The organism is Mycobacterium sp. NPDC050853 (assembly GCF_040653875.1).
GTDB lineage: Bacteria > Actinomycetota > Actinomycetes > Mycobacteriales > Mycobacteriaceae > Mycobacterium.
Map to the genome: position 1 here is coordinate 1 of NZ_JBFAGW010000021.1, position 1,293 is coordinate 1,293.

At 67.1% G+C, this 1,293-nt stretch carries 1 protein-coding gene; it reads left to right on the forward strand.

Annotated elements, in window-relative coordinates; genetic code table 11:
- Positions 1–210: 210 nt before the first annotated feature.
- Positions 211–1,203 carry an IS481 family transposase gene (locus AB0H22_RS25395; RefSeq protein WP_358150044.1) on the forward strand — a complete coding sequence of 331 codons (993 nt, stop codon included), beginning with the start codon at positions 211–213 and terminating at the stop codon, positions 1,201–1,203.
- The last annotated feature ends 90 nt before the right edge of the window (positions 1,204–1,293 follow it).

Here is a 1,293-nt window from a genome sequence, read left to right on the forward strand (position 1 = left end):
CGTTCTCGGTGGGTTGTTGGGGAAGACGCTGGTTTTGGGCCGCCGGCCGGTGAGCACTGTCGTCGCCTGGAGTTGTTCGATTCCTAGGGTTAGATGTGATGTCCAGGGAGGTTGTCCCGCCTTGCGGCGGTGAGTCGGTCTGACAGGTGAAGGCCTCCGGTTGTGAAGTGGAGCTGTCTAAGGAACCGCTTCACCAACCAGGAGGCCTTCGTGTCCCACGTTAACGCGACCCTGACCCAGATCACCCGTCTGCGGCTCGCGCGGCTCGTCGTCGACTCGCATTGGACCTACGCCGCGGCGGCCAAGATGTTCATGGTCGCCCCGAAGACCGCGAAGAAGTGGGCCGATCGTTACCGCGCCGAAGGGCCGGCGGGGATGGTCGATCGCAGTTCACGGCCGCACACGAGCCCGGCCAAGACGAGCCTGCACCGGGTGCGGCAGATCGTGCGGTTGCGGTGGCGGCAGCGGATCGGCCCGGTCCAGATCGCCGGCCGGCTCGGCGTTGCGGCCTCCACCGTGCACGCCGTACTCGTGCGCTGCCGGATCAACCGCCTGTCACGCATCGACCGGGTCACCGGCGAACCGTTGCGCCGCTACGAACACGATCACCCCGGCTCGATGATCCATGTCGATGTCACCAAGTTCGGCAACATTCCCGACGGCGGCGGCCACCGCTTCGTGGGCCGCCAGCAGGGCTACCAGAACCAGCTCGCGACCCCCGGCCTGCCCAAGGGCAAGGACTACAAGCCCCGCACTGGCACGGCGTTCCTGCACACCGTGATCGACGACCACTCCCGCGTCGCCTACGTCGAGATCCACGCCGACGAGAAGGCCGGCACCGCCGCCGGAGTCCTCGAGCGGGCCGTCGCCTGGTTCGCAGACCACGGCGTCACCGTCGAGCGCGTCCTGTCCGACAACGGGGCCTGCTACCGGTCATTCGCATGGCGCGACACCTGCGCAGCGCTCGGCATCACCCACAAACGGACCCGGCCCTACCGGCCACAGACAAACGGCAAGATCGAACGCTTCCACCGCACCCTGGCCGACGGCTGGGCCTACGCCCGGTTCTACGACTCAACCGACCAGCGCAACGCGGCCCTGCCCGGCTGGCTTCACTTCTACAATCATCACCGAGCCCACTCCGCCATCGGCGGCAGGCCGCCAGTCAGCCGACTGACCAACGTCCCTGTACATCACACCTAGACCTGGCAAGGTGAGCTGGTTCCCGAGCGCCGGCCACATGCCAGGCGTTCCGAGACAAGCCGGGGTCGGTGCAGCTCCTGGTCGACAACA